The sequence below is a fragment of the Streptomyces sp. NPDC001770 genome, assembly GCF_053596135.1.
Map to the genome: position 1 here is coordinate 119,176 of NZ_JBSFFN010000012.1, position 20,201 is coordinate 139,376.

Here is a 20,201-nt window from a genome sequence, read left to right on the forward strand (position 1 = left end):
TCTTGAACGAGGACATCGCGAGGCCGAGACAGCCGAGCATGGCCGACGTGGCCCGGATCGCCGGAGTGTCGGCGCAGACGGTGTCACGTGCTCTGCGCGGTTCGCCGAACGTCACGCCCGACACCAACCGGCGCGTGCTCGCGGCGGTGGAGCAGGTCGGCTACCGCTTCAACAGCGCCGCGAGGGCGCTCTCTTCGGGCCGCAGCCACACCATCGGGCTCGTGCTGCTGGAGTCCGGCGGGTACTACTCGCGCTCGGCGGTCACCGCCGGTGTCGAGTCGGCCGCAGGTGCGGCGGGGTACGCGGTGAGCATCGCCACCATCGCCGGGCTCGACGCCGGCCTGATGGAGCGGTCCCTGGCCAGACTCGCCGACCAGGGCGTCGACGGTCTGGTGATCGCCGTGCCGCTCCTGTCGGTGACGCAGAAGATAGAGGACCTCACCCGCGAGATCCCGACCGTCACCCTCGACGGGTCGCGGACGCAGGGGGCCAGGGTGCTCGGGATCGACCAGGCGGAGGCGGGCCGGCTGGCCACGCAGCACCTGCTCGACCTGGGGCATCGCCAGGTCTGGCACATTGCCGGGCCGGACGAGTGGATCGAGGCGCGCCGGCGCCGCCAGGGGTGGCGGGAGTGCCTGGACGCGGCCGGGATCGAGCCGCCGACCCCGCTGGAGGGGGACTGGTCGCCCGACTCCGGCTACCGGCAGGGGCAGATCATCGCGATGATCCCCGAGATCACCGCGGTCTTCGTCGCGAGCGACGAGATGGCGTTCGGGGTGATCAGGGCCCTGCGCGAACGCGGCCGGTCGGTGCCCGACGACGTCTCCATCGTGAGCGTCGACGACATCGCGCTGGCGGCCTACTGCGCGCCGCCCCTGACGACCGTCCGGCAGGACTTCTACGGGTACGGCGCGGCGGCCGTCACGCTGCTGCTCCAGGGGGAGGCCGACGTCGAGGACGCGGCCGTCACCGCGTCCCTGTCGGTGCGCGGCTCCACCGCACCGCCGCGCCAGGGGTGAGACCGGGGCTCCGGCCCCGGTCGTCCCCTTTTCACCCTGTTCGCCTTGATGGTCCAGGGGTGTTCCGATCGTCCCGCTCGCCCCGGCTCCGTGGGCCGCGGTGCCCATCCCGCTCGCCCGGGCCCCGTGGGAACCGGCGCCCGTCCTGCCGTGCCCATTCGTCCCGCTCACGCGTGGTTCGCGACGGTTCGGTGCCGGTCCGGGGTGGGCTCGTACGAAAAGAGTCACAGGTGCTCGTGCGGCGTCCCGTGCGTGCGCGACCGTGTCCGCGCGTCCTGGCGCTCCGCCGGAATTCCCTTGTGGACACCGGGCGCTGACGCCTGATCGCGCCCCGGCCGGCCCGTGTCCGAGGTCCTGAACGGACCGGGCGCGGCGGTCCAAATGGCCTCGATGTGAGCCGTTCGCTGAATCGACCTCATCTGACCCCTTGCGCCGTCATGTGATCGATGCCATCGTACGCACCATGTTATCGGTGCCACCGTAACAACGCCGGATCAACGAAGATCCAAGTCCGGCCCTGCGGTGGCGCGGCGCCGGGCGATGCGGCCCCCCGACAGGGGCCATGCCCGGCCCGCTCTGCCACTCGCAGTCAGATGGGCAACTTGTCCCCGGGAAGGACCCCCAATGAGGAGATCGCTCGCCTTTGCAGGCACCGCTGTCACGGTGCTCGGGCTGCTCGCCACCGGATGTTCGGGAGGCGGCGACAGCGCGGACTCGGGCAAGACGACACTCAAGGTCGCAGCCCTCGAAGGCGGCTACGGCCGGGACATGTACACGCAGGTCATCAAGGCCTACGAGGCGGCGCACCCGGATGTCGACGTCCAGCTCCAGATCTCGAAGAGCATCGAGGACGAGATCACCCCGAACATGAAGGCCGGCAAGTACCCGGACGTCGTGGTGCTCGGCCAGGGCCGCAAGGCCGCCCTCACCGAGACCCTGGTCAAGGACAAGGCCGTGGAGGACCTCACCTCCGTCCTCAAGGCGAAGGTCCCCGGCGAGACCACGACGGTCGGCGACAAGCTCACCCCGGGCATCGTCGGCAACCTGAACACCAACCCGTACGGCACGGACAAGACGTACCTGATGCCGATGTACTACGCGCCGACGGGACTCTTCTACAACCAGGGCCTCTTCGAGAAGAACGGCTGGAAGACCCCGGCCACCTGGGACGACATGTTCGCGCTCGGCGACAAGGCGAAGAAGGCGGGCATACCCCTCTTCACCTACCCGACCGCCGGCTACCTCGACTCGTACTTCTTCGCGCTGCTCGCCGACGTCGGCGGGGAGCAGTTCTACACCGACGTCATGACGTACAAGAAGGACGTCTGGAAGACGCCGAACGCGAAGAAGGCGCTGGACATCACCACCAAGCTGCTCGGCTACGCCGCGCCGACCACCGTCGGCTACGCCAACGAGCAGGACTTCACCAAGAACCAGCAGTCGATCCTGGACAACAAGGCGCTGTTCATGCCGAACGGCACCTGGATCACGGGTGAGATGGCGGACGCCCCGCGCGCCGACGGCTTCACCTGGGGCCTGACCCCGCTGCCGGCCGTCACCGCCGGAGCCAAGCGCTACCTGACGACCTCCGTCGAGTCGGTGTGGGTCCCCAGCGCCGCGCAGCACAAGGACGCGGCGAAGGACTTCGTCGCCTACCTGTACTCCGACGAGGCCGCGAAGATCTTCGCCAAGTCGAACGCGATCCAGCCGATCCAGGGCATTGCCGACACCCTGACCGGTGAGAGCGCCACGTTCTACAAGCTCTACGAGGACCCGTCGGTCTCCGCGCTCGTCGGCGGCTTCGCGAGCACCTCTCCGGTCGAGGGCGTCGACATCAAGTCCACGCTCTTCGACACCGCCAACAGCATCATCAGCGGCGACACCACCGAAGCGAAGTGGCAGTCCGCGCTGAACGAGGCCAGCGAGAAGCTGCGCCAGGCGGGCAACTGATGTGCCCGGCGGCGACCCGGCCGACCCGGGCCGCCGCCGGCGCCTCCATCGGGGCGCGCGTCGAAAGCCCCGCCGGACCCGCCCTACGGGCCGGCGGCGCGACTTTCGGCACACGCCCTGGCCGGGAGAGCTTCCCGGCCCCCTCAGGACTGCCTCGTACGACCGAAGGACCGGCACGGTGACGACCCTCTCCACCCCACCCCAAGACTCAGCGGACCCCGTATCGAAAACGCGGACGTCCGCCGGTGAATCCCGGCGCGGCAAGGCGTCCCCCGCACGCCGGTCCGGCCATACCCGCTTCGTGCTCGCCTGCCTGCTCCCGGCGCTGGTGCTCTTCGCGGTGTTCATGGTCTACCCGACCGTGAACGTGTTCCGGATGTCGCTCTACACCTGGAGCGGCTTCTCCCCGGACATGAAGTTCGTGGGGCTGGACAACTTCCGCCACCTCATCGACGACGAGCAGTTCGTGCGGGCGTTCCAGAACACGGTGACGCTGCTGGTCGTGGTCACCGCGGTGACGATGGGGATGGGCCTCTTCCTCGCCGCGATCATGACGCGGCAGAAGCTGCGCAGCCGCAACTTCCTCCGGTTCGTCCTCTACATCCCCAACGTGCTTTCCGTGGTCGTGATCGCGGCGGTCTTCTCCGCCATCTACGACCAGAACAACGGTCTGCTCAACAGCATGCTGCGCCTGGTCTCCCTCGACAGCTGGCAGCAGGTCTGGCTCGGCGACCAGAAGGTCGTGCTCTACTCCGTCGGCATCGCGATGGTCTGGCAGTCCCTGGGCTACTACATGGTCCTCTACATGTCGAGCATGTCGAGCATCCCCGAGGAGCTGTACGAGGCCAGCGGGCTCGACGGAGCCTCCGCCACCCGGCAGTTCTTCTCCATCACGATGCCGCTCATCTGGCAGAACCTGCGGACCTCGCTGACCTTCTTCATCATGAGCGCGGTCAACCTCAGCTTCGTGCTGGTCCGCGCGATGACCGGCGGCGGCCCCGACAGCTCCTCCGAGGTCCTGCTGAGCTACATGTACAAGCAGGCGTACACGAACTCCTCGTACGGCTACGGCATGGCCATCGGTGTCGTCATCTTCGCGTTCTCCTTCCTCGTGTCGCTCCTGATGAGCCGGGCGACCAAGCGCGAGCCCCTTCAGTTCTGAGGACAGACACCATGACCGTGATCAACACACCCCGCCCTCCCGCCGCCCGCTCGCGGATCGGCCGCGTACTCACGTACGTGCTCGTCATCGCCCTCGCCCTCGCCATCGCGGTGCCGGTCGCCTGGGTGCTGCTCGCCTCGCTGAAGAAGAAGAGCGAGTTCTTCGGCAGCCCGTGGTCGCTGCCCGAGGGGCTGCGCCTGCAGAACTACGTCGACGCGTTCACCGACGCCCACATGGGCCAGTACTTCCTGACCTCGGTGTTCGTCACCGTGCTCGGCCTGGTCCTGGTCCTCGTGGTCTCCGTGCCGGCCGCGTACGTCATCGCCCGGTACGAGTTCAAGGGCAAGGGTTTCGTCGAACTCCTCCTGCTCGGCGGGCTCTTCGTCAACGTCAACTACATCGTCGTCCCGATCTTCCTGATGCTGGTCGACTGGGACAAGGCGCTCGTCGACGTCTTCCCCGGCGGGTTCTTCCTCGACAACCCCTCGGTGCTCTCGCTCGTCTACGCGGCCACGTCGATCCCCTTCACGATCTACCTGCTCACCGCGTACTTCCGGTCCATCCCGGTCGCCTACGAGGAGGCCGCGTCGATCGACGGGGCGTCCCGGTTCCGGATCATGACCCGGATCATGCTGCCGATGGCCCGGCCCGCGATCACCACCGTGATCCTGTTCAACTTCCTCGCCTACTGGAACGACTTCATCATCTCGCTGACCCTGCTTCCCGGCGAGGGAAAGACCGTCCAGGTCGGCCTGCTCAACCTGTTCACGGCACAGAAGGCGGCGGCGGACTACGGACGCCTGTACGCCGGCATGGTCATCGTCATCGTCCCCGTCCTGATCGTCTACGCCTTCATCCAGAAGCGGCTCATCGAGGGCATGGCATCCGGCGGCGTCAAGGGCTGACGGGCCCACAGCGACCGGGCCCGAGCGGCCCGGCGGAAGGAAGACCGACATGAAGGACTCGACGCGTACGGCGCTGCTCGTCGGCGTGCGCACGCTCGTCGCGGCGGCCTGCGTGGCGCTCGTCGTGGTGGAGCGCAAGACGATCGGCTGGGGACACCTCGGCATCATGCTCCTCGCGCTGGCCGGGCTGATGGCCCTGCTCGCCTCGTACAACCGGAGGTACCAGTGACCACCGCGGCCGCGTCCGCACGGGCGCTCGCCGAGGTCCGGCCGAGCGAGCGGCAGCTCGCCTGGCAGGAGATGGAGTTCTACGGCTTCATCCACTTCGGCATGAACACGATGACCGACCGGGAGTGGGGCGAGGGGCACGACGCCCCGGCCCTCTTCGACCCGGCAGACCTCGACGCCGACCAGTGGGTGGCCTCGCTCAAGAGCGCGGGGATGACCGGCGTCATCCTCACCTGCAAGCACCACGACGGCTTCTGCATGTGGCCGAGCGACGCCACCGACTACTCGGTCGCCTCCTCGCCGTGGCGCGGCGGCACGGGCGACGTGGTCGCCGAGGTGGCCGAGGCGGCCCGCCGGCACGGCCTGAAGTTCGGCGTCTACCTCTCGCCGTGGGACCGCACCGAGGCGTCCTACGGCTCCGGGAGCGCGTACGACGACTTCTACGTCGCCCAGCTCACCGAACTGCTCACCCGCTACGGCCCGGTGTTCTCCGTGTGGCTGGACGGCGCCAACGGCGAGGGCCCCAACGGCAAGCGCCAGGTCTACGACTGGGAGCGCTACTACGCGGTGGTCCGCGAGCTCCAGCCCGACGCGGTGATCAACGTGTGCGGCCCCGACGTCCGCTGGTGCGGCAACGAGGCCGGCGAGACCCGCCCCGACGAGTGGAGCGTGGTCCCGCGCGCCCTCCAGGACGCCGAGCGGACCGCCTCCGTCTCGCAGCAGGCGGACGACGGCGCGTTCTCCCGCCTCGTCCGCAGCGACGACCGCGACCTGGGCAGCCGGGCCGCGCTCGCCGGCCACGAGTCGGACCTGGTCTGGTACCCGGCCGAGGTCAACACCTCGATCCGCCCCGGCTGGTTCCACCACACCGCCGAGGACACCGAAGTCCGCCCGGTGGACGAGCTGTTCACCATCTACCGGCGTGCCGTCGGCGGCAACTCCTGCTTCCTGCTGAACGTCCCCCCGGCCGCGGACGGACGTCTGCGGGACGCCGACGTGGCAGCCCTGGACGGACTCGGCCGGCGCATCGAGGAGTTCCGCTCCCGCCGGATCGAGGCCACCGCGACGGTCACCTCCGGCACCCCCGGGGACGTCGCCACCGCCTGGCCCGGCAAGGCGGAGGCGCCCTGGCGCCCGGACGGCACCGACACCGCCCCCACCGTGACCCTCACCTTCGACGGGCCCCGCCGGATCGAGGCGGTCGTGCTCGGCGAGGACATCGCCCAGGGCCAGCGCGTCGAACACGTCGTCGTCCGGGGCGCCCTGGGAGGTGAGTGGACCACGCTCGCCGAGACGAGCGCGGTGGGCTACCAGCGCATCCTCACCTTCCCGCCCGCCGAGGCCGACACGGTCGAGTTCGCGATCACCGCGGCCCGGGACACCCCCGTCGTCGCCCGGGTGGCGGCGATCGGGGCGGGTTCGTGAAGGGCGCGGCGCCCGGCACACGGGCGCCGCGCCCCCCGGCGGGCACCCGCAAGCCCGGCTCCGGCAAGCCCGGCTCCGGCAAGCCCGGTTCGGGCAGGCCCGGCTCGCGCAAGCCGGCCGCCGCGCGCGGCACCGGTGCCGCCACGCGCCCGGCACCGGCACCGCGGCGCATGTCGCGGCGGACCCTCGCCGCGGTGACCGGCGCCGTGCTCGCCGTCGTCGCGGTGGTCGTCGCGACGGTGACGACGTCCGGCGGCCACCGGGGAGACGACGTCGCCACCCTGGGCGGGCGCCCGGTCACCCGCGACGAACTCCTCTTCCACATGGGACGGCTCGCGCCCACCGTGCAGAACGAGCTGACCACCACCTACCACCTGGCCACCCCGTTCAGCTGGAACGCGAAGGCGGGGGCGAAGACGGCGCTCCAGCGCCTGGAGACCAGCGCGTTCGACGAGATCCGCGAGGACCGGGCCACCCTCGTCCTCGCGCAGCAGCAGGGTCTCGTCGACTCCGTCGACTTCGCGGACCTCTCCGCGGAGCGCACGGCGGAGAACGAGGCCCGCACCCAGGCGGTCCAGGCCGGACAGACGGTCTACGGGGTCACCGACTTCTCCCCCGAGGAGTACTGGACCCACCGGCTGACCGAACTCACCACCAGCCTCGAGGACCTGCTCAGCAAGAATCCGGGCGACCCGCTCCACGTCACCGACGCCGAGGTCCGCAAGGCCTTCGACGCGGACCCGGACTCCTGGAGCGCCAACGCGACCACGTACGCGTACACGCAACTCGTGGTCCAGGTGCCGGACGGCGCCCCCGCGGACTTCGCCGGCGGCCTCCAGCGCCGGGTGAAGGCCGCCGGGCACCTCGCGGACGTCACCGGGGTGCCGGACGCCGAGGTCACCACCGGCACCTACGGCGGCAGCGGCTCGACCGGGCTGAGCACCCACGACCAGGACCTCGTCTCCGTACTCGGGGACCTTCACCAAGGCCAGGTCTCCGGGCCCGTCAAGGGCACCGGCCAGATCACGTACTACCAGCTCGACAGCGTGAAGACCGACAAGGACAAGGCGTTCACCGAGTACTCCCAGCGGATCCGCCAGTCGCTCGTCGAGAAGAAGTACGCCACCTACCTCCAGCGCCGGGCCGACGACGCCTCGATGCACGTCGACAGCTCGGCGGTGGCCGCCATCAACGCGAAGGACGTGCAGCAATGAGACCTGCCGACATCGGCCCGCCCGCCGACGAGGCGTCGGTGAAGCGCCCGTGGCTCACCACACGGACGGTTCGCACCGGCCTCGCCTCCGTGCTCGCCGCGCTGCTCGTGGGGTCGCTCGCCCCGGCCGCGCACGCCGCGAGCGAACCGAAGCACGCCGCCGCTCCCGCCCCCGCTCCCGCCCCCGCCGCCGGCAAGTCCTGGCCCGGCAACAAGCACAACGCGACGGGCGGCAAGGACTACTACATCGACGCCACGCTCGGCCACGACACCGCGGCCGGCACCTCGCCGAAGAACGCCTGGCGCAGCCTGGCCAAGGCGAACGCGACGACGTTTCTGCCCGGCGACCGCATCCTGCTCAAGGCCGGCGAGCAGTGGCAGAACGAGCAGCTGTGGCCGAAGGGCTCCGGCAGCGCGGGCAAGCCGATCACCATCTCGGCGTACGGCGACAAGCGCGCCGGACGGCCGTACATCGCGGCCAACGGCAACGTGCCCAGCCCGTTCAACGCCGACGGCACGAAGAACCCGCAGACCGTCGGTCTGACCGGCGCCATCGTGCTGCGCAACCAGCAGTACTGGGACATCGACAACGTCGAGCTGTCCAACGACGACGACTTCGCGACGGACATCACCAAGGGCAGTTACGTCCGCGACGGCATCATGGTCTCGATCAACGCCGACCTGTTCCCGGACGGCGCGGACACGGTCATGGATCACTTCCGCATATCGGACATCTACGTCCACAACCTCGACGGTCCGAGCAGCTGGCAGAAGATCCACTACGGTGCGGTCGACTTCCAGGTCTTCGGCAGCAAGAGCTACAAGGCGTACCCGGCCGGCGGATACCACTTCCAGGACGTCCGGATCGAGAACAACACCTTCGAGAACGTCGAACTGCACGCGGTGCAGTTCGCGTTCAACTGGTTCGCCGCCGACAGCGCCGACTCCGGCCAGTACGACGAGGCCGGCAAGTGGCACGAGGGCTGGGAGCAGCTCTGGGTACGCACCCGCGACCTGTACAGCCGTGACGTCTACATCGGCCACAACTACGCCAAGAGCATCGGCCAGGGCGCCTTCCAGCTCGCCGACTCGCAGCGGATGACGGTCGAGTACAACGAGGTCAACGGCTTCCTGGAGCGCTACAACGCGGTCTCCTGCGGGCTCTACCTGTGGGCCGGCGCCGACTCGACCATGCAGTACAACGAGGTCTACGGCGGTCCGGACAACGAGTACGACGGCACCCCCTGGGACCTGGAGTACACCAACTTCAACGTCACGTACCAGTACAACTACTCGCACGACAACGCCGCGGGCTGGATGGCCTACATGGGCAACAGCTCCAACTCGGTGGCGCGCTACAACCTCAGCGTCAACGACAACGGCGTGCTCGTGAAGAACATGCTGTCGACGAACTACGCGCCGACGTACTTCACCAACAACACCTTCGTCTACGACGGCGCCGACCTGAACACCGTCCACGACGAGACGTTCCTGAGCCGCGTCTACTTCCTGAACAACATCTTCTACAACACGTCGGAGACCACCCCGACGCCGTGGTACCGCCGGACCGGCGCCCTGCGGCAGGCGGTGTTCTCGAACAACGACTACTACGAGGCGTCCGGCACCCACTCCGCGCAGGAGCCGGCCGACCCCGACGGGCTGCGCGCCGACCCGAAGTTCGTCGGCGACCCCGCCCACTACGTCACCGGTGCGGGCGTCGACAAGATCCGCAAGGCCGCCGCGCCCTTCGCGCTGCGCAAGGACTCGCCCCTGATCGACGCGGGCCGCTACAACGCGCACCTGGGCACCGAGGACTTCCTCGGGACGCACCTCTACTACGGTGACGCCCCGGACATCGGCATCGCCGAGTCCAAGTCCGGCCGCAAGGTGGCCCACCCGGTCGACACCGACCCGATCGAGGAGGAGACGGACAACAGGGTGAACCTCGCCCTGGGCAAGTCCGTGACCGCCGGCTCGACCCACCCCGGGGCGAACGGCTCGCTCGGCGCGGAGAAGCTGACCGACGGCAACCTGTCGACCCGCTGGGCCGCCGCCGACGACGCGGCCTACCCGATCACGCTCGACATCGACTTCGGCGCGGACACCACGTTCGACCAGGTCTACCTGGACGAGTACACCGACTCGGGCACCAACCCCCGGGTGCAGTCCTTCGAGCTCCAGCGCTGGGACGCGGCCACCGGTTCCTGGGTCACCTTCGCCACCCGTGACACTGGTGTCGGGCACGACCTCACGGTGACGGGCTTCGGTACCGTCACCAGCTCCAAGCTGCGGGTGGCGCTCACCGGCCAGATCGCCACGGAGCAGTACACCCCGAGCCTGACCGAGATCTCGGTCTACCGCGCGGGCGCGTAGCAGGGCGGAACCCGCGGACCGCGGTGAACGGGCCGGGCCCGCGCGGGTGACGCACCGACGGCGGGTGGATGCCACGGCAACCACCCGCCGTCGGCGTATCGGGCGAGGGCGCCGCCCCGCTGTGTTTCCGCCCGATTTTCCGGCGACCGGGGCGCACTTGTTCGTACGGCCGTCATTGTCCCGCAACACTAGGGCCTTGCGCGGGAGTTGAGGACTGTGCCCCACGGCCGCCGTGACCCCCGCTGACCTGCGCCGATGGCCCACCGGGGCGGTGCCGGAGCCCGTCCGGGCGGTTCGCGATCCGCCCGGAGGGGCTCCTCGCGGCCTGTCCGGAAACGACAGCGCGGTCTCACGCGCGCCGTCCGGATGGGTTTTGCTCGCCCCATGACTGACGAGAACACCGTTCCTCCGCCGGCCGGGGCCCAGGGGACGGCCCCCGTACCGTTGTCCGTGCTGGACCTGGTGGCCGTGGGACAGGGCTACACGGCCCAGGAAGCGCTGCGTACCTCGGTGAGCCTGGCGAAGCTGGCGGACGCGCGCGGCTTCTCCCGCTACTGGGTCGCCGAGCACCACTCCATGCCGGGCATTTCGAGCAGCAGCCCCGCCGTGGTGCTGTCCCACCTCGCCGCCCACACCCAGCGGTTGAGGCTCGGCTCCGGCGGAGTGATGCTGCCCAACCACGCCCCGCTGGTGATCGCCGAGCAGTTCGGCACCCTGGAGGCGCTGGCCCCGGGCCGGGTGGACCTCGGGCTGGGGCGGGCCCCGGGAACCGACGGCGCCACCGCCTCCGCGCTGCGGCGCGGGGGAGCCGACGACTTCCCCGCCGAGGTGCGGGAGCTGCTGGCCTTCCTCGCCGACGACTTCCCGGACGGGCACCCGTACCGGAGCATTCACGCGGTGCCCGGCCCCGTGCAGGGGAGCACCGGGAAGCCGCAGGTGTGGCTGCTGGGCTCCTCCGGCTTCTCCGCCCGGCTGGCCGGCGAGCTGGGACTGCCGTTCGCGTTCGCCCACCACTTCGCGGCCCAGAACACCCTGCCCGCACTCGATCTCTACCGCGGCAGCTTCCGGCCCTCCGCCTTCCTGAGCCGGCCCCAGGTGCTGATCGGGGTGTTCGCGTTCGCCGCCGAGGACCCCGAGGAGGCGCGCCGCCAGGCACTGACCGGAGCGCTGGCGACGGTCCGGCTGCGCAGCGGGCGGCCCGGCCTCGTGCCGACGGCCGACGAGGCGGCGGCGCACGATTTCACCGCCCAGGAGCGTGCGGTCCTGGGCGGCTGGCTGGACAACGCCCTGTACGGCACCGGGGACGAGGTGCGGTCCGGTATCGACCAGCTCTACAAGCGGACCGGGGCCGACGAGATCATGCTCGCGACCAACTCCCACGGAACCGCGGAGCGCCTGCGCTCCTTCGAGCTGATCGCGGACGCCTACGGGCTGCCGGGCGGTGGGGCCGCGCTCTGACGGCAGGCCCGTGCCGCCCGCGCCGGGGCAGGGGCGGCACGGGGCCGGCGGTCAGGCCGGGGCGGGCGCCTCGACACCGTCGGGAAGAAGGCCGTCGGGGAGACGGACGAGCCAGCCCGTCTCGGACAGCCGCCGCCGCAGGGCCTCCGCCTCGGCGTACGGGGCGGAGATCCGGGCCGTCAGACCTCCGGGGCCCTCGTCCGGCAGCAGCCGGAGCGCGTCCTCGGAGAGACCCAGCTCCGCGGTCTCCAGCAGCAGCCGGCCCAGTTCGCCCGTACGGCCCGTCAACTCGACCCACACGGTCGTGGAGTGCGAAGGAGCCCCCGCATCCCTCCGGTCGTGCAGGATCCGCCGCCCTTCCCGGCCCCGTGCCAGCAGTTCGCGCACCACGGCCCGGCTCTCCTCCCTGGCGGTCGGTGAGGCTCCGGCGTCGCCGACGCCCTCCAGCGCGTCCAGCGCCGTCAGCAGGTCCTTCGCCAGAGCCCCCAGCGCGTCCGTGACCGCCGCGGTGTTGGACCCGAGGATGTCCGCCCACAGGTCGGGGTCGCCGCCCGCCACCCGTGTGACGTCCCGTACCCCCTGCCCCGCCAGCCGCAGCACCTCGTGCGGGGCGTCCCGCAGGCGCCCCGCGAGCAGCGCCGAGACCAGGTGCGGCAGATGCGAGACGAGAGCCACCGTCCGGTCGTGCGCCTCGGGTTCCATGACCACGGGTACCGCACCGCACAGCGCCACGACGGCGAGCGCGTGGTTGAGCACCGTCCGCGACGTGTCCTCGGCAGGAGTCAGTACCCAGGAACGGCCCTCGAACAGGTCGGCGCGGGCGGCCAGCGGACCTGACCGCTCACTGCCCGCCATGGGATGGCCGCCGACGAAGCCGGAGCTGTCGGCGCCGCTGCGCAGCACCGCCAGGGCGGTGGCCGACTTGACGCTCGCCACGTCCGTGTAGCCGTGCGCGAGTCCGCGCCGCTGCTGCTGGACCAGGACCTCCGCCACCCGGGTGGGCGGCACGGCGAGCACCGCGAGGTCGACCGGCGCGGCCGGCGCCTGGGTGGTCCCTGCCCCCAGGGCCGCCGCGACCCTGGCGGCCGCCGGATCGGAGTCCACGAGGTGCACCCGCACCCCGTGCCTGCTCAGTGCCAGCCCGACCGAAGTACCGATCAGCCCGGTGCCCACCACCGCGACCGTACGGATCACCGGGTCCCCCTCCCGGTACGGCCGAGGAGGGCCGCGGGGCGCCCGGACCGCGGCGGCCCAGGGGCTTCCGGCCCCGGCCGTGCCGCCCTCGCGCCGGAACCGGGCTCCCGGCATGAGCCGCAGTGCGCGCGTACCGCCGCCGGTTCGCTGACTGTCATCTGTGCCCTCCGTGGTCGCGGAATGTTCCGGCCGTCCGCCGCAGTGTGGCCACCAACCCGGCCCCGGTTGCGGCCCGCGGGCGCACCGGAACTGGCACAAACGCGCACACCGGTCCCCGGCCCCCCGGCCCCTCCGGGCGGCGGCACCGCCGTTACGCGAACGCGGCAGAGGGCGTGCGCCCGGACGCAACAGCCGGCCCGGACGGCCCCCTAGCGTGAGCTCGCCGGCCGGAACCGCTCCGGCCGCACCAGGGCCGGTGAACCCGGCGGCACATCAAGCACCCGCTCGCACCCACTCGTCCAGGAGGAGCCGTGGAACCCGATCTGCGTACGGTGATGCGGCATTTCGCCACCGGTGTCGGCGTGGTCAGCGTGTGGACGCCCGAACCGTCGGCCGCGGGCGGACGACGGCACGACGCCGTGACCGTCAACTCCCTCGCGCCCGTCTCCTGGGACCCGCCCCTGGTCTCGCTCTGCCTGCGCCACGACTCGGTGTTCCTCGCCGACCTGCTGAAGGCGGGGGAGTGGGCCGTGTCCATCCTGGCGGCGGACGGAGCGGCGACCGCGGCCCGGCTGGCGCGCTCCCGGGAGAAGCGGACCGAGGCGCTCACCGAACTCCGCTCCGTGCCGGGCGAGCACACCGGGGCGCTGGTGTTCGACGGTGCCGGCTGGCTGGAGTGCTCCCTCACCGAATCCTTCACCGCGGGGGACCACCTGATGGTGATCGGGAGGGTGCTCGCCACCGGAGTCACCCCGTCCCGCAGACGCCTGGTCTTCGTGAACGGCGTCATGAACCCCGCCCCGGCGAGGGGTTAGGCGGTGTCCGGCCACCGGTGACGCCCTTCGGCCCCGGCCCGCCCCCACCCCGACGGCCCGCGCGACCCCCACCGCGCCGGCCGCCCCGACCCCAGTCCCGTACGGCAGCTGCCGCCGCGCCACCCACCCACCGCCCGCCCTCGCCGAAACCGCAGGGGAGTTCACCATGTCCGACCACCCGACCGAGGCGGCCCCGCCCCGGCCGCCCGCCCTCCACAAGGCGCTCGACGAGGCCGAGCGCCTCCTCGGCGCCGACCGTGTGCTGCGTACGGCTCCGGACGCCGGCCGGCCCGGTCCGCTCGGCCCCAACACCAGCCTCTTCCGGGAGCGGCGCGTCGCGGCCGTGATCCGCCCCGCCACCGCGGACCAGGTGCCGGAGATCGTGGCCCTCTTCGGCCGGGACCCGGACTCGGGCAGCCTCCACGTCATCAGCACCGGCCGCAACTGGGGTCTGGGGTCCGGCGAACCCGCCCAGGACGACACGGTCGTGCTCGATCTGGGCGGACTCGACCGGGTCAGGGCCTTCGACCTGGAGGCCGGCTGGGCCGTCGTCGAAACCGGCGTCACCCAGGGCCGGCTCTCCGAACTCCTGGACGGTACGTCCCGCATGGTCAACGTGACCTCATCGGCGGCGGCCACCAGCATCGTGGGCAACGCGCTCGACCGGGGCGTCGGGCTGCGCCGCCAGCGCACCGAAGACCTCGCGGGACTCGAAGTCGCCCTGCCCGACGGGACCTCGGTCCGGGTGGGCTGGTGGCCCACCGGGCACCGCACCGCCCCCGTCTACGCGCCCGGCCTCGGGCCCTCGACCCTGCCGCTGTTCGTCCAGTCGAACCTGGGCGCGGTCACCGCCGCCGTGGTGCGCCTCCCGGTCCGACCCGAGGCGCTGCGCGTGGTGCGCCTGACGTTCACCCACGACGTGCTGGCCGACGCCACCACCGCGGTACGCCGCTGGGTCGCCCAGGGCCTCGTCGCGGGCGTCCCGAGGATCTTCGACCCGCTCGCCGGACGTGCCTACGGCGCCCCCGACGGCGAGTTCCTGGTGCACCTGCCGGTGGACGGCACCGCGGAGTCGGTGGCCGCGCTGACCGGCATCCTGACCGCCGAGGCCCGCCGCACCGGACTGTTCACCGGCGTCTCGGACACCGGAGCCGAAGGCTCCGCCGACGGCCCTGATGCCGCCGACAGCACCGACAGCACCGACAGCACCGACAGCACCGACGGCACCGACAGCACCGACAGCACCGACGGCGCCCCCGCCGCCGACAGCGCCGTCCGGGAGCTGGCCCGGCTCGTGGAACGGGGGTACACGGGCGATCCGGACGTCTCCGACGCCATCTTCCGGGCCAAGATGGGCGTCGGCGCCGACCACGTGGACGACAGCGCGGGCTTCCTGTTCTTCCTCCCCCTGCTGCCGTTCACCGGGGAGGCCGTCGCGCACGCCGACACGCTGCTGCGGCGCGCGGGCGCCGAAACGGGCGTGCGCCCCTCGGCCACCCTGCACATCCTCGGCCCGGACCTGGTGGACTGCGTGATCGCCGTCAAGTTCCCCCGGGACGCCGAGTCCGCCGACCGGGCACACCGCGCGCTGGACCTGCTCCACACATCCTTCTCCGAGGCCGGCTACGCCCCCTACCGGCTCGACATCGACCACGCCGAGTGGCGCGAGGCCTTCGCCTCCGACCCCGGCGAAGTGGCGCTGACCAGGCGCCTCAAGACGCTGATCGACCCCAACAACGCGATAGCCGCAGGCCGTTACCGCTGATCAGCGACACCCACCGCATCCCAGGAGACAGGGGAACACCATGGCCATTTCCCAGGCAGCACCCGCCCCGCGCCCCCCGGGCGTCCAGCGCGCGGTCAGCGCCGACGAACTGTTCCGGTCCGCCCGTGAGCTCATCCCGGTCCTGCGGGCCGCCTCCGACGAGATCGAGCAGGCGCGCCGGCTGCCGCCCACCGTGGTGGAGCGCCTCAGGGAGGCGGGCGTCTTCCGGATGGCGGTGCCCGTCGAACGGGGCGGCCCCGGGCTGGACTCGGTGCAGCAGACGGAGGTGGTGGAACTCCTGGCGCGGGGTGACGCGTCCGCCTCCTGGTGCGCCATGATCGGCATGGACACCCCGCTGTACGCGCAGTTCCTGCCGGAGTCCGTGGCCCGGGACGAACTCGGCGACCCCGACACCGTCACCGCCGGGCTGATCCTCCCGGTGGGCCGCGCGGAGCGGGTCCCCGGCGGCTACCGGGTCACCGGACGCTGGCAGTTCGCCAGCGGCATCAACCACGCGGACTGGGTCGTCGCCGGGTGCTTCGTGTACAAGGAGGGCGAGCCCGAGCCGGGCCCCGACGGGTCGCCCGCCCACTGGCGGATCGTGCTGGCACCGCGCGGCGACTTCGAGGTGATCGACACCTGGCGCACCACCGGGCTGGCCGGCAGCGGCAGTTGCGACTACCGGGCCGACGACCTGTTCGTCCCCGAGGAGCACTCGTTCAGTTTCAACGCCCCGCGCGCCGCCGGCTCTTCGGCGACGCCCGAAGCGATTCTGCGCAATATGCCGGGTGTTCCGCTCGGTGTCGCCCGCGCCGCCCTCGACTACGTCCGGGAACTCGCGGCGAACCGCGTCGACCGGGCCGCCGCGACCCCCTGGGCCGAGACCTACCGCGTGCAGATGGCCATCGCCGAGGCCGAGATGGAGCTCGGGGCGGCCCGGCACGCCGTCTACGGCAGCCTGCGCCGTCAGGCCGAACTCCTCGACCAGCCAGGCGAGCTGGGGCGGGACGACCGGGTGGACACCGTGCTGGCCCGGGTCAACGCGTTCCGGGCAGCCCGCTCGGTGGTGACCCGGCTCTACGACCTGGTCGCCACCACGGCCATCTACCGCGCCACCTCACCGATGGACCGGTGGCTGCGCGACCTGACGACGATGCGCCAGCACGTCATCGCCCAGGACCAGGTGCTCCAGTCGGCGGGCGCGCACATCCTCGGCGGAACGCCGCACAACAGCTTCAGCCTGGGCATCGTGGCATGACCGGAGCCCCGCCGCCGCCCGCCCTGCTGGACGGCGGCCCGCTGCCGCCCCACCCGGTCACCACCCTGGGGGAGGCCCTGGTGCGTGCGGCCCGAGGACCGCACGGTGTCACCCTGATCGACGGTGCGGGCGCCGCGACTCTCCTTCCGTACGCGCGGCTGTACGGAGACGCGCTGCGGGCGGCGGCGGGACTGTCGGCGGCGGGTGTGGAACAGGGAGCCGCCGTCGTCGTACGGACGGCGCGCCCGGCCCACCTGCTGACCGCGTTCTGGGCCTGCGTGCTCGCCGGAGCCGTACCGCTGCCCGTGCCCCCGGGCAGCCGCGAGGAGACGGCCCTGGCCGCCTCGGCGGCGGGCGCCGGCCTGTTCCTCGGCGACGAGCCGCCCGGCGGACCGCCCCCCGGACTGCGCCCGCTGGGGCCGGTGGACGCCCTGCGCGGCGGGGCCGGCGCGCCGGATCCCGGTGCCCTGCCGGGCGGCACCGCGCTGCTCACCCTCACCTCGGGAAGCGGGGGCGCCCCCAAGGCGGTACCGCTGACGCACCGCAACGTCCTCGGCCGTGCCCTGGCCACCGCACTCGCCCGGAGGCTCGACGCGACCAGCCGGACCCTCAACTGGATGCCGCTGGACCATGTGAGCGGCATCGTCATGTTCCACGTACGGGACGTGTTCCTCGGCTGCGCCCAGACGCACGCCGACAGCGCGTGGATCCGCGAGGACCCGCTGCGCTGGATGGACCTGGCGTCCGCCGGCCGGATCGACACCACCTGGGCCCCCAACCACGCCTTCGCCCGGGTCGCGGACCGGCTGGAGAGTGAACCGGGGGACCGCGGCTGGGACTTGACCCGGCTGCGGTACGTCATGAACGGCGGGGAGGCCGTCAAGGACCGGGTGGCCCGGCGCTTCCTCGCGGCCCTCGCCCCGTACGGACTGCCGCCCGGGGCGCTCCACCCCGGCTGGGGCATGCCGGAGACCTCCTCGGGGGTGGTGGACTCCGTCTACACCCCCCACGACGGCCCGCCCCGCCGCTACGTCTCCGTCGGCGTGCCCCACCCCGGAGTCGCCGTGCGCGTGGTGGACGAGGAAGGAGAGCCGCTCGCGCAGGGGGACCTGGGGCGCGTCCAGGTCCGCGGAGTACCGGTGGCACAGCACCTCATGACCGGCGGACGCCTGCGGTCCGCTCCACTCACCGACGACGGCTGGCTGGTCACCGACGACCTCGGTTACGTGGCGGACGGCGAACTGACCGTCACCGGCCGGGCCGACGACCTCATCGAAGCCGGCGGCCACCGCTACCACGGACACGAGATCGAGGAGGCCGTGGACGACCTCGGCTGCGTCCACCCGTCGTTCACCGTGGTGCGCGGCTACGGCCCCGCACCCGGTGGGCCCACCGCACTCGCCGTCTTCTTCCGCCCCCGGGCCGGGACCGATCCGGAGGAAGCCGGGCGCCGGGTCCGCGCGCACCTGCGGCAGCGCTTCGGGGCCACCGTCGACCACCTGGAAGCACTGGCCGAGGACGACCTGCCGCGCACCCCCACCGGCAAACTGCGCCGCTCGGCCCTGATCGCCCGCCTGCCCGGCTGACGTTCCGTCATAGCCCCGCTGTCCAGATCCCTTTCGCCCGAGCCGACAAGGAGTTCCGCACGTGTCCCTGGACCTGCGCACCACCATGCGCACCTTCGCCACCGGAGTGTGCGTGGTCACCACCTTCGCCGAGGAGGCCGGAGGCCCCCGGCACGACGCGGTGACCGCCGGCTCCCTGGTCTCCGTCTCGCTGGACCCGCCGCTGATCTCCCTGACGCTGCCCGACGACTGCGACGCCCTCACGGACCTGCTCGCCACCGGGGTGTGGGCCGTCTCCATCCTCGACGTCGCGGGCGACGACCTGGCCCGCGCCTTCGAGGGCGACCGCGAGACGCGCGCCAGGGCGCTCACCACCTGCTCCACCTCACCGGGGCCGCACACCGGGGCCCTGGTCATCGACGCTCCCGGCTGGCTCGAATGCGCGCTGCGCGAGAGCCGCCGCTTCGGCGACCACACCCTGCTCATCGGCGAGGTGCTGAGCACCGGAGGCCACCGCAGGCGGCCCCCGCTGGTCGCGCTCGACGGAGCCATGAGGGCCCTGGGCGGGGTCTGAACCTTCCCGTCCGACGCGCGCACCGTCGGACACCGCCTCCCGGCCACCACCCGGCCGTACCCCCTACGAACCGTCCGCACCGCGTGACGGCCGACACCAAGGAGAACCGGTGAAATTCGGAATCTGGCTGGACTTCCGCAACCCCGAGCGCTGGCGGCAGCCCTGGGAGCAGGTGTACGAGGAGACCGTCGACCTGGCGGTCTCCGCCGAGGAGCTGGGCTTTGAGTCGGTGTGGCTCTCCGAGCACCACCTGACCGCGGACGGCTATCTGCCCTCCCTCTTCCCGGCGCTGGCCGCCATCGCCGCCCGCACCCGGCAGGTCCGCCTCGGCACCGCCATGGTCCTGGCGAGCCTGGTCCACCCGCTGCGGCTCGCCGAGGACGCCGCCGTCACCGACCTGCTCTCCGGCGGACGTCTCGAACTCGGACTCGCCCCCGGCTACCGCGAGGAGGAGTTCGCCGCGCTCGGCGTCGAGCGCGCCCACCGGGGCGCCCGCACCGAGGAGGCGGTGGGCATCCTCCGCAAGGCCTGGACCGGGAAGCCCTTCGCCCACAGCGGCGAGCACTTCACCTTCGACGAGGTCACCGTCACGCCGGTCCCCAGCCGTTCGGACGTCCCGCTGTGGATCGGCGGCGGCGGCAAGGCGGCGGCCCGCCGGGCCGGCCGCCACGGGCTGCGCTTCCTGCCGGACCTCGGCACTCCGCCGGAGATCCTGGAGCTCTACCGCGAGACGCTGGCCGCGCACGGCCACGACCCGGCGCGCTTCCCGGTCACCGCGATCGTCACGCCCGGCGTGCACATCTGCGAGGACGCCGACGAGGGCTGGGAGGAGATCAAGGCGCACTACCACTACCTGCTCAACACCTTCCAGGAGTGGTTCGGAGCGCCCGGCATCCCCTCGGCGGACGACCTGCCCCGGGAACTCTTCCTGGTCGGTCCGCCCGACCAGGTCGCCGAGGAGATCCGCGAGCGCATCAAGCCGCTGGGCGACGTCGAGCGGGTCATCTTCTTCGGCCGGGCACCCGGCCTGCCCGCCGAGCGGGCGCGCCGCTCCCTGGCGGCGTTCGCCGAGCACGTCATCCCGCAGTTCGCCTGAGACCCGTCCGCCCCCGTACCCGTACAGCCAGACAGCGAAGGA

The 20,201-nt window shown here is 72.0% G+C and carries 16 protein-coding genes; 15 read left to right on the top strand and 1 reads right to left on the bottom strand.

Annotated elements, in window-relative coordinates; genetic code table 11:
- Positions 1–38 precede the first annotated feature (38 nt).
- From ACWCSV_RS13590 to ACWCSV_RS13630, 9 genes are all read left to right on the top strand, one after another.
- Positions 39–1,019: a LacI family DNA-binding transcriptional regulator gene (locus ACWCSV_RS13590; RefSeq protein ID WP_451141675.1), complete on the top strand. Its 981-nt coding sequence runs from the start codon at positions 39–41 to the stop codon at positions 1,017–1,019.
- Between the two features lie 624 nt (positions 1,020–1,643).
- Entirely contained in the window at positions 1,644–2,969 is a 1,326-nt protein-coding gene (locus tag ACWCSV_RS13595; RefSeq protein WP_451141677.1) for a carbohydrate ABC transporter substrate-binding protein, read from the top strand.
- 301 nt (positions 2,970–3,270) lie between these two features.
- Positions 3,271–4,131: a carbohydrate ABC transporter permease gene (locus tag ACWCSV_RS13600; RefSeq protein ID WP_327174643.1), complete on the top strand. Its 861-nt coding sequence runs from the start codon at positions 3,271–3,273 to the stop codon at positions 4,129–4,131.
- A gap of 11 nt (positions 4,132–4,142) precedes the next feature.
- Entirely contained in the window at positions 4,143–5,036 is an 894-nt protein-coding gene (locus tag ACWCSV_RS13605) for a carbohydrate ABC transporter permease (protein WP_451141680.1), read from the top strand.
- 49 nt (positions 5,037–5,085) lie between these two features.
- Complete coding sequence (locus tag ACWCSV_RS13610) at positions 5,086–5,265, top strand: DUF6903 family protein (protein ID WP_327174641.1); 180 nt, start codon at positions 5,086–5,088, stop codon at positions 5,263–5,265.
- Positions 5,262–6,689 carry an alpha-L-fucosidase gene (locus ACWCSV_RS13615; protein ID WP_451141682.1) on the top strand — a complete coding sequence of 476 codons (1,428 nt, stop codon included), beginning with the start codon at positions 5,262–5,264 and terminating at the stop codon, positions 6,687–6,689. Before ACWCSV_RS13610 ends, ACWCSV_RS13615 begins: the two co-directional genes overlap by 4 nt.
- 194 nt (positions 6,690–6,883) lie before the next feature.
- A complete protein-coding gene (locus tag ACWCSV_RS13620) occupies positions 6,884–7,903 on the top strand; it encodes a peptidyl-prolyl cis-trans isomerase (protein WP_451141684.1) in 1,020 nt (339 codons plus the stop codon).
- Positions 7,900–10,275 (top strand): galactose-binding domain-containing protein, encoded by a 2,376-nt coding sequence (locus ACWCSV_RS13625; RefSeq protein WP_451141686.1) that lies wholly within the window; start codon positions 7,900–7,902, stop codon positions 10,273–10,275. Before ACWCSV_RS13620 ends, ACWCSV_RS13625 begins: the two co-directional genes overlap by 4 nt.
- A gap of 384 nt (positions 10,276–10,659) precedes the next feature.
- The gene (locus ACWCSV_RS13630) at positions 10,660–11,733 is read left to right on the top strand and encodes an LLM class flavin-dependent oxidoreductase (protein ID WP_451141688.1); all 1,074 of its coding nucleotides are present in this window, start codon (positions 10,660–10,662) and stop codon (positions 11,731–11,733) included.
- 51 nt (positions 11,734–11,784) lie between these two features.
- On the opposite strand, the gene ACWCSV_RS13635 is transcribed toward ACWCSV_RS13630, so the two are convergent.
- Positions 11,785–12,927: a prephenate dehydrogenase gene (locus tag ACWCSV_RS13635; RefSeq protein WP_451141690.1), complete on the bottom strand. Its 1,143-nt coding sequence runs from the start codon at positions 12,925–12,927 to the stop codon at positions 11,785–11,787.
- 470 nt (positions 12,928–13,397) lie between these two features.
- Here ACWCSV_RS13635 and ACWCSV_RS13640 point away from each other — a divergent pair, with 470 nt between their 5' ends.
- The 6 genes from ACWCSV_RS13640 (at position 13,398) to ACWCSV_RS13665 (ending at position 20,159) form a co-directional block, all read left to right on the top strand.
- Positions 13,398–13,901: a flavin reductase family protein gene (locus ACWCSV_RS13640; protein ID WP_451141692.1), complete on the top strand. Its 504-nt coding sequence runs from the start codon at positions 13,398–13,400 to the stop codon at positions 13,899–13,901.
- Positions 13,902–14,067: 166 nt separating this feature from the next.
- Positions 14,068–15,666 (top strand): FAD-binding oxidoreductase, encoded by a 1,599-nt coding sequence (locus ACWCSV_RS13645; RefSeq protein WP_451141694.1) that lies wholly within the window; start codon positions 14,068–14,070, stop codon positions 15,664–15,666.
- A 40-nt stretch (positions 15,667–15,706) separates the two neighbouring features.
- On the top strand, positions 15,707–16,924 hold the full coding sequence (locus tag ACWCSV_RS13650; RefSeq protein ID WP_451141696.1) for an acyl-CoA dehydrogenase family protein: 1,218 nt from the start codon (positions 15,707–15,709) through the stop codon (positions 16,922–16,924).
- On the top strand, positions 16,921–18,510 hold the full coding sequence (locus ACWCSV_RS13655; protein ID WP_451141698.1) for an AMP-binding protein: 1,590 nt from the start codon (positions 16,921–16,923) through the stop codon (positions 18,508–18,510). Before ACWCSV_RS13650 ends, ACWCSV_RS13655 begins: the two co-directional genes overlap by 4 nt.
- Positions 18,511–18,571: 61 nt before the next feature.
- The gene (locus tag ACWCSV_RS13660) at positions 18,572–19,063 is read left to right on the top strand and encodes a flavin reductase family protein (RefSeq protein ID WP_451141700.1); all 492 of its coding nucleotides are present in this window, start codon (positions 18,572–18,574) and stop codon (positions 19,061–19,063) included.
- Positions 19,064–19,172: 109 nt separating this feature from the next.
- Positions 19,173–20,159 (top strand): LLM class flavin-dependent oxidoreductase, encoded by a 987-nt coding sequence (locus tag ACWCSV_RS13665; protein ID WP_451141702.1) that lies wholly within the window; start codon positions 19,173–19,175, stop codon positions 20,157–20,159.
- The last annotated feature ends 42 nt before the right edge of the window (positions 20,160–20,201 follow it).